Origin of the sequence: Listeria rocourtiae FSL F6-920 (assembly GCF_000525975.1) — a bacterium.
Classification (GTDB): domain Bacteria; phylum Bacillota; class Bacilli; order Lactobacillales; family Listeriaceae; genus Listeria_A; species Listeria_A rocourtiae.
This window is the reverse complement of record NZ_AODK01000068.1, coordinates 1-8,394: the sequence shown is the minus strand read 5'-3', so window position 1 is coordinate 8,394 and position 8,394 is coordinate 1. Positions and strand designations below refer to the sequence as shown.

The 8,394-nt window shown below is 40.1% G+C and carries 7 protein-coding genes and 1 pseudogene; all 8 read left to right on the top strand.

Translation table 11 applies throughout. From position 1 onward, the window contains the following. The coding region (locus tag PROCOU_RS16850; protein WP_149023687.1) for a VaFE repeat-containing surface-anchored protein at positions 1 to 2,820 on the top strand (2,820 nt) is incomplete at its 5' end. Continuing rightward, on the top strand, positions 2,756 to 2,953 hold the full coding sequence (locus tag PROCOU_RS19395) for an LPXTG cell wall anchor domain-containing protein (protein WP_077913487.1): 198 nt from the start codon (positions 2,756 to 2,758) through the stop codon (positions 2,951 to 2,953). The genes PROCOU_RS16850 and PROCOU_RS19395, both read left to right, overlap by 65 nt. Before the next feature lie 658 nt (positions 2,954 to 3,611). Next, positions 3,612 to 3,794, top strand: a complete 183-nt coding sequence (locus PROCOU_RS15415) for a CxxH/CxxC protein (protein ID WP_036074130.1) — start codon at positions 3,612 to 3,614, stop codon at positions 3,792 to 3,794. A gap of 68 nt (positions 3,795 to 3,862) precedes the next feature. Continuing rightward, complete coding sequence (rlmH, locus tag PROCOU_RS15410; protein WP_036074128.1) at positions 3,863 to 4,342, top strand: 23S rRNA (pseudouridine(1915)-N(3))-methyltransferase RlmH; 480 nt, start codon at positions 3,863 to 3,865, stop codon at positions 4,340 to 4,342. A 320-nt stretch (positions 4,343 to 4,662) separates the two neighbouring features. After that, positions 4,663 to 5,320 (top strand): annotated as a pseudogene (locus PROCOU_RS15405) (DUF998 domain-containing protein). Next, positions 5,317 to 6,399: a threonine aldolase family protein gene (locus PROCOU_RS15400; RefSeq protein WP_036074126.1), complete on the top strand. Its 1,083-nt coding sequence runs from the start codon at positions 5,317 to 5,319 to the stop codon at positions 6,397 to 6,399. The pseudogene PROCOU_RS15405 and the gene PROCOU_RS15400 overlap by 4 nt, the downstream one beginning before the upstream one ends. A 113-nt stretch (positions 6,400 to 6,512) precedes the next feature. Continuing rightward, on the top strand, positions 6,513 to 7,184 hold the full coding sequence (locus tag PROCOU_RS15395; protein ID WP_036074124.1) for a response regulator transcription factor: 672 nt from the start codon (positions 6,513 to 6,515) through the stop codon (positions 7,182 to 7,184). Then, positions 7,181 to 8,230, top strand: a complete 1,050-nt coding sequence (locus PROCOU_RS15390; RefSeq protein WP_036074121.1) for a HAMP domain-containing sensor histidine kinase — start codon at positions 7,181 to 7,183, stop codon at positions 8,228 to 8,230. Before PROCOU_RS15395 ends, PROCOU_RS15390 begins: the two co-directional genes overlap by 4 nt. Positions 8,231 to 8,394 lie beyond the last annotated feature (164 nt).

Sequence of the window (8,394 nt, the reverse complement as noted above, 5' to 3'; positions counted from 1 at the left end):
AATAATTTACCGTACGGTAACTACCACTTTGTCGAAACAAAAGCACCAACTGGCGGTTATATTTTAGATGGTAAGCCGATTGATTTTGAAATTGTGAGTGATACGACTGTTTTAGAATTAGACAACATCACGAACAAGCGTGATTATCAACCACAAATCGAAACAGTAGCTTTTGAAACTGGAACGAACGACAAGGTATTATATCCAGGCATGGCCACGCAAATCAGCGACCGTGTGACCTATGAGCAATTAACACCAGGTAAAAACTATCGTCTAGAAGCAAAACTAATGATGAAAAATGGGCAAACAGTATTAACGCAAGGGTCGAAAACATTTACAGCGACAACGGAGAATGGCGAAGAAGTCGTCGCATTAGACGCATTTGATGCACGTGCATTAAAAGGACAACAAGTCGTCGTATTTGAACGTCTGATTGATACAACAACCAATGAAGTAGTCGCCACACATGAAGATGTCAACGATGCCGATCAAACCGTTGCTTTCCTTGTACCAAGTTTACAAACATTTGCTTTTGAAACAAGTACAGGCTTACAACACGATATTCATCCGCACCAAAACGTGGAACTTAGCGACCGCGTGGTGTACACGAATTTAAATCCAGGTGAGCGTTACACGTTAGAAGCCACATTGGTAGACAAACTAACTGGTAATACGGTGTTCACACAAGGAACGCACGAATTTATTCCAACAACGGCATCAGGAGAAGTTACTGTACCACTGAACGCTTTAGATGCCACAGACTTAAAAGGTAACGCTTATGTCGTCTTTGAAGTATTGAAAGATGAGTCAGGACAAGTGATGGCAGAGCATACGGATAAAGATAGCTTGACACAAACTGTATCCTTCATCGAGCCAAGCATTGGAACAGTGGCACGTGATAAAGAAACGGGCGAAAGCAATGTTCATGCAGGACCGATTACGATTGTCGATGAAGTACAATATCAAAATCTAGATACAACGCAAACGTATGATATCGAAGGAATTTTGATGGACAAAGCAACGAATCAACCATTATTGGTAGACGGACAAACGGTAACAGCGACGAAATCGTTTAGCCCAGCGAATACAGATGGCACAGAAGAAATCGAATTTACACTAGATGCGTCCCAATTAAAAGGAAAAGACATTGTTGTGTTTGAAACATTGAAATTAAATGGTGCAGTAGTAGCAGTTCACCAAGACATTCATGATGCGAAACAAACCATTAAAGTGGTAGATCCAGCGATTGGAACAACATTGCGTGACGAAGAAACAGCAACGCAAACACCAAGTCCGGAAGAAGAAGTAACATTAGTAGACGTAGTCCAATACGAAAACTTAATCCCAGGTCGTGCGTACACGGTTCAAGGAATCTTGATGGACAAAGCAACAGAAGCACCGTTATTAGTAGACGGTGAGCAAGTAGAAGCAGAAACAACGTTCACACCAGAAACAGCCAATGGTGAAGTAGAAGTAACATTCACTTTCAACGCGAAAGGTTTAGCAGGTCAAGAAATCGTCGCCTTTGAGCGTTTATACCAAAATGGTCAAGAAGTAGCGGTTCATACAGACATCCATGATGCGAATCAAACCGTAAAATTCAAAACACCAGAAATCGGTACAACTGCAACTGACCAAAACGGTGAAAAAGAACTAAATGCAGACAACGAAATAACCGTTATTGACGTAGTAGAGTACAAAGATTTAATTGCAGGTAAAGAATACACGTTACAAGGAATTTTGATGGACAAAGCAACAAATGCACCAGTGCTTGTAAAAGGGGAAAAAGTGCGCGGTGAAACAACATTTACACCAGAAAACAAAGACGGTGCAGTAGAAGTAACGTTCACATTTGACGGCAGTGACTTATACGGCAAGGATTTAGTAGTCTTTGAGAAGTTAATGCGTAACGGTAAAGAAGTAGTCAATCATGAAGATATTAACGACGAAGGTCAAACAGTAGTCATCAAGAATCCAGAAATCGGTACAACATTGCGTGACGTAGAAACAGGTACACAAAGTCCGAGCCCAGAAGAAGACATCAGCCTCGTGGATACAGTTCGTTATGAAAATCTGACACCAGGTCGTGAGTACACGGTGAAAGGTGTGTTGATGGACAAAGCAACAGAAGCACCATTAGTAGTAGATGGTGAGCAAGTCGAAGCAGAAACAACATTCACACCAGAAACACCAAATGGTGAAGTAGATGTAACCTTCACGTTTAACGCGAAAGCTTTAGCAGGTCAAGAAGTAGTCGCATTTGAGCGCCTGTATACGGACAACAAAGAAGTAGCGGTGCATACAGACATTCATGATGCGGACCAAACGGTTCAATTTATCAAACCAGACCTAAAAACCATCGCAACAGACCAAAATGGTGAGAAAGAAATTATGCCAGAAGAAAAAGTAACGATCATTGATAAGGTATACTATGAAGACTTAATCGTTGGCAAAGAGTACACGGTAACTGGAAAACTAATGGACAAAGCAACGAACAAACCAGTTCTATCCAACGGGAAAGAAGTGCTAGGCGAAACAACCTTCACAGCAGAAGAGTCAAGCGGTGTCGTAGAAGTAGCCTTTGACTTAGATGCACGTGAATTAGCTGGAAGCGAAGTCGTTGTCTTTGAGAAATTATTCCGCAATGGCAAAGAAGTTGTGGCACATGAAGACATTAATAACTTAGACCAAACGGTTCGCTTTATTGAAAAGCTAAATGTGGAAAGTCTAGATCAACCGGAAAAACTGGCTCAATATGAACAGCCATTTAAGCAAGAAGACGAATCAAAAAAAATTGGATATAAAAGGAGAAACGAGTAAAAGCGAAGCAAACAAGGTTTCAATAAGCAAAATGCCGAAAACAGGAGATGAGTCTTCACTACTGACTATTTTATTTGGAAGTCTGCTTTTTATAATGGGGTATTCCCTTTATAAAAGGAAACAACATCGTTAAGTGTGGGCAGAAAGATATGAAACAAACAGTATGGATAACAAAAACTAGATAATAATGTACCCCTGAAATTGGAGCTAAAATCTAATTTTGGGGGTTTTAATGTGAAACACAAATAGTATGATACTATTTCCTAGTTCATCCAACACATAATTTCTAAAAGTTATCCACAAAAAATAATATAATTGTGGACAAACTAAGAGATATTAATAGTTGTATATTTTGTATTTCATTGCAGGAGAGGGCGTATTAGCTATATTTTTATAAATATAAACAAGTTCAAATATGTGTATAACCTGTGCATAACTATATTATCTAATATCAATATATCGTATGGAACGTATATTCGTATACGAAATATAGAGTTACTTGTGGATATGTAGTATTAAAGTGGGGATAACATGTGTATAATAACCTATAAAATTGGGGATAAGCTATAATGTAAAAATATGATTGATAAATATCAAATAACGAGAGAAAAGAAGCAAAAAAGTAAATATTAAGCTAAAACTCTATAAAATAACTTAGAAAAATTATATTAGAGGTGACTACTTGTTGACGACTTCCCATATTACACCTATCATAATAAGTAAGTTAGAGGATAATACATACGCTTGGTGTGGTTATCCACAAGTTGTGTTATAAGAAAGAAGGATTAGTAATGAAAAAACCAATGTATAGTTGCGAAGAGCATATCAACGAAGCGCTAGATGACTGGGTTTATGGGGAAGAAACGTTTCCCAAATTGGATTTGGTGGATAACTCTAAAAACCTGTGGATAACCTGTGGATACTGTGAAAATAGAGCGATATATATAGTGGGGAACGAATGTTCAGACACATAATGTAGAAAAATGTTGTGGATATGTGGATAATTTCTGTGGATAAAATGTTAGTAAAGGGTGAATAAGTTGTGAATATACAAATTTTAACGGTTGGTAAATTAAAAGAAAAGTATTTAATCCAAGGTATTGCGGAGTATACAAAACGCTTGGGCCCATATGCGAAAGTAACAATGATAGAAGTAGCGGATGAGAAAGCACCAGAAATATTGAGTGATGCAGAAATGGTGCAGGTAAAAAATAAAGAGGGGGAAAGAATTTTAGCGAAGATAGATAGCGATGTCCATGTGATTGCCCTTGCGATTGAAGGCAAGCAAAAGAGCAGTGAAGAATTTGCAGAAGGCTTGGATCGTTTAGCAACCTATGGGAAAAGCAAGATTGCGTTTGTTATTGGTGGATCATTGGGACTGGGGGAAGCAGTTTTGAAACGGAGCGATGAGAAATTGTCGTTTGGGAAGTTGACTCTGCCACATCAGTTAATGCGATTAGTTTTAGTGGAGCAGGTGTATCGAGCATTCCGGATTAATCGCGGGGAACCGTATCATAAATGATGATATTTTTTTGATGGGAATGGCTTTGTGGAGTAGAGGATTTAGATTCATTTTTGGGGGATTAAGTGAGGCTGTACCGGGATGGACTGATACGCCTCGTTTTTGCGTCGATGCAAGAGCTCTGTTTTTAAAGTGATACTATTAAGGATTACAAATAGGTTTTAAGTTCAGGGCATTTTTTAATACTAAACGTGTGCGTTGGGAGGGAGATTATTCACAAATAAATACTACACTCTGAAAATAAAGTAAATTAATACTAAGAGCAACTAGTATATGATAAACTTAGTTAAAGTGCGAAATTGGGCTTAGGGGGCTAGAAAATGAGCTTTTTAAAAAGGTATGGTTACTATTTCCTACTAATAGGCGCATTGAGTGATTTTTTGACGCCATACATTCTTGGCATCTTCTATCCGGATTTGAACCAAATGACAATGGTGATGAGTGTTTTTGGAGATGTGGAAAGTCCTGTTCGTGGGGCGTTTTTTAGTTTGGTCAGTGGTGTCTGGTGTATTCTTTGTCTTAGCGTTACCAGCGATATATCAAACTTGTGCTAAGACTTCGCGTACGTTGGCAATTTGGCTAACTTTGGCGATTGGTTTATACGGAATTGGGGATTGTATCTTCACAGGATTATTCAGTATTGATACGGAGCAGGCGACTTGGACGTTCTCGACTTGGGTTCATAATATTGGATCGGGGCTTGGTTATATGGGCTTTTTGCTGTTCCCGTTATTCTTGATTCTACTTTACCAAAAACAAGGACGAGGTACGCATATGAAAATATATATGGTGCTTTTCATCATTAGCCTTATATCTGCCGGTATCTACGGACTAGCGCGAGTTCCAGCAGTTAATGATTTGCCGATTTTAGACAAAATTGGTTTTTGCCAGCGGATTAGTTTCTTTTTTAACTACTTACCAATAGTGGTTTTTGCTATAGATCAAATAAAACATAGAAATAAGGAGAGATTAAGATGACGAAAAGCAATATATTGAAGGATTCGTTCCAAAAAACGGCGTATAAACTTTCGCAACATGGCCCGCGTAATGCTGGTGTTTTGCAAGAGGCTTTTGAATCGGTTGATGCTGATTTGGAAAGTGATATTTATGGAACGGGGCCGGTTATCGAGAATTTTCAAGAAAAGATTGCCTCATTTTTAGGTAAGGAGACGGCTGTGTTTTTTCCGAGTGGAACGATGGCGCAGCAAGTTGCATTGCGAATCTGGGCGGATAAGAAGCAGAATCCAAAAATCGGGTATCATCCGTTGTCTCATTTGGAAATACATGAACAAGATGGCTTGAGAGAATTGCAACACATCGAGCCGATTTTGTTATGCGATGCAGATAAACTGATCACTTTGATGGACATTAAAGCACTAGATGCATCTGTATCCTGCGTTTTACTAGAACTACCGCAACGCGAAATCGGTGGTCAATTACCGAGTTTCGAAGAGCTGGAGGAAATTTCACAATATTGCCGCGAAAATGGTATCCAATTACACTTAGATGGCGCGCGGTTGTGGGAAATAACCCCTTACTATCAAAAATCAACCAAAGAAATCAGCGCGCTTTTCGATAGTGTGTATGTTTCTTTTTATAAAGGGTTAGGCGGGATTGCTGGTGCGATTTTAGCTGGGGATGAGGATTTTGTGAAGGAAGCGAAGGTTTGGAAACGTCGTTATGGTGGGGATTTGATTAGTTTGTATCCTTATATTTTATCCGCGGATTATTATTATGATAAGCGAATCGGCAAAATGGGTCAGTATTATGAGGCGGCGAAGGAATTGGCTGGCCGGTTCAATGCTTGCAGTGGCGTGAGTACTTTACCAGAAGTTCCTGTTTCCAACATGTTTCACGTTTATTTTGACGAGTCAGCGGAAGTCATCGAACCGATATTAGCGAAAATTCATGCGGAGACTGGTGTCGGTTGTTCGGGATATTTGCAAGTGAAACCGGACGGTAGATGTGCGTTTGAATTATCACTTGGAGACGCGATTACGGAAGTTCCAGCGGAGAAGTTGGCGCAGGTTTTTGAGCAGTTAGGAAACATGAAGTAATTTTGTGTGGAGTCAGTGTCTTTTTTAGATAGTGGCTCTTTTTTTAATATAGAAACAATTTATCAACATTTTAGGTGTATAATGTAGGCAAAAAAGGTGAGGAGTTGCGAACTTTGATTAATATTTTAGTGGTGGAAGATGATGTGAAGTTGAATCATATTACGTGTACATATCTTGCTAATAGCGGTTACGCGGCGAAGGGGTGTTTTAATCCGCAAGAAGCGTATGATTTGATGTATAGTAATCGCTATAGTTTAATTATTTCTGATATTATGATGCCAAAAATAGATGGTTTTGAATTCGCGGAAACGGTGAGAGGGCTGGATAAGGATATTCCGATTCTGTTCATGTCTGCAAGAGATGATTTAGCGGCGAAACAAAAGGGTTTTAGGCTCGGAATTGATGATTATATGGTGAAACCGATTGATTTGGATGAGCTGGTACTGCGTGTTACGGCGCTACTTCGGCGAGCGAACATTGCGACAGAGCAAAAACTAGTTCTAGGAAGTTTGACGATGGATGCGGCGGCGCTGACTGCAATGATTGATGATGTGGAAATTCCCGTCACGGTGCGCGAATTCAACGTTCTTTACAAATTATTATCTTATCCAAATCAGGCTTTTTCGCGAGCGCAGTTGATGGACGAGTTCTGGGGGATGGAAAGCCAGACGAGCTTGCGGGCGGTGGACATTTACATTACAAAAATTCGTACAAAATTCGCATCCTGCCACGATTTTAAAATTATGACGGTTCATGGTATCGGGTATAAGGCGGTGCTGGCATGAGCGATAATGTTTTGAAGAAAGTGAGCCGTTTTTCTTGGCTGGAGTATATTGGCGTTTTGCTGGCGTTAGGAGGTCTCGCGATGCTTCCGGCGTTGATGTTTGGAGCGGATATTTTGAAAGAGTCGGGTCCGTATATCGGCTGGTACGTCTTGTATTGGGGAATCATTGCGGCGCTTTTCTGTCTTCTCACGGGTTACCAAAAATACATTGCTTTTGACAAGCCGATGCGCGAGTTAAGTTTGGCTACAAAGCAAGTGGCAGAGGGCGATTTCACCGTATATTTAAAGCCGCTGCATACCGTGAATAAACATAATTATATCGACACGATGTTTCAAGATTTCAACAAGATGGTCGAGGCTCTCGGTTCGCTCGAAACAATGAAAACTAACTTTATCGCAGATGTCTCCCACGAAATCAAAACACCACTATCTATCGTTCAAAATTACGCAGCAGCCCTCAAAAATGAAAATATGGCGCCAGAAACAAGAATGGAATATGTAGAAACGATTATTTCGGCATCGCAAAGCTTATCGGTTTTGGTGAGTAACATTTTGAGTTTGAATAAGCTGGAAAATCAGGGCATTCAGTTGCCGGAGGAGCCATATGATGTTTGCCGGCAGCTATCGGATTGCATCCTTTCATTCGATGACTTGTTAGCGCAAAAAAAGATTCGTGTCGAGGTGGATATTGAAGAGCAGGCCTCTATTTATGCAGATCCTGATTTGATGGAAATTGTGTGGCGCAATTTACTCGCCAATGCGCTGAAATTTACCGAACCGGGCGGTGTTATCAACTGCACGCAAACATCCACAGAAAATTCCGTGAGTATCGCGATCTCTGATACTGGTTGCGGGATGGACGAAGAAACAAGAAAACGCGTTTTTGAAAAATTTTATCAAGGAGATTCTTCGCGTTCCAAGGAAGGCAATGGTTTGGGGCTGGCACTTTCATTGCGAGTCGTTGAGCTTGTCGGTGGGACAATTACGGTGGAAAGCGAACTTGGTGAAGGCACGACTTTTGTAGTTACATTAAATGCGGGGTACTAAAAATAGCGGTCTTCGATTCGAAATTGGAATCAGGGCTGTTTTTTTTTTTGCGAATTAACATTTCAGAAACATTTTAGATGCAAATCGCAAACATCTATTGATTAAGATAGGTACATCAAGTAAGTGAAGGAGAGAGGAAAATGAGCAGTAGAGCGGATTTCATT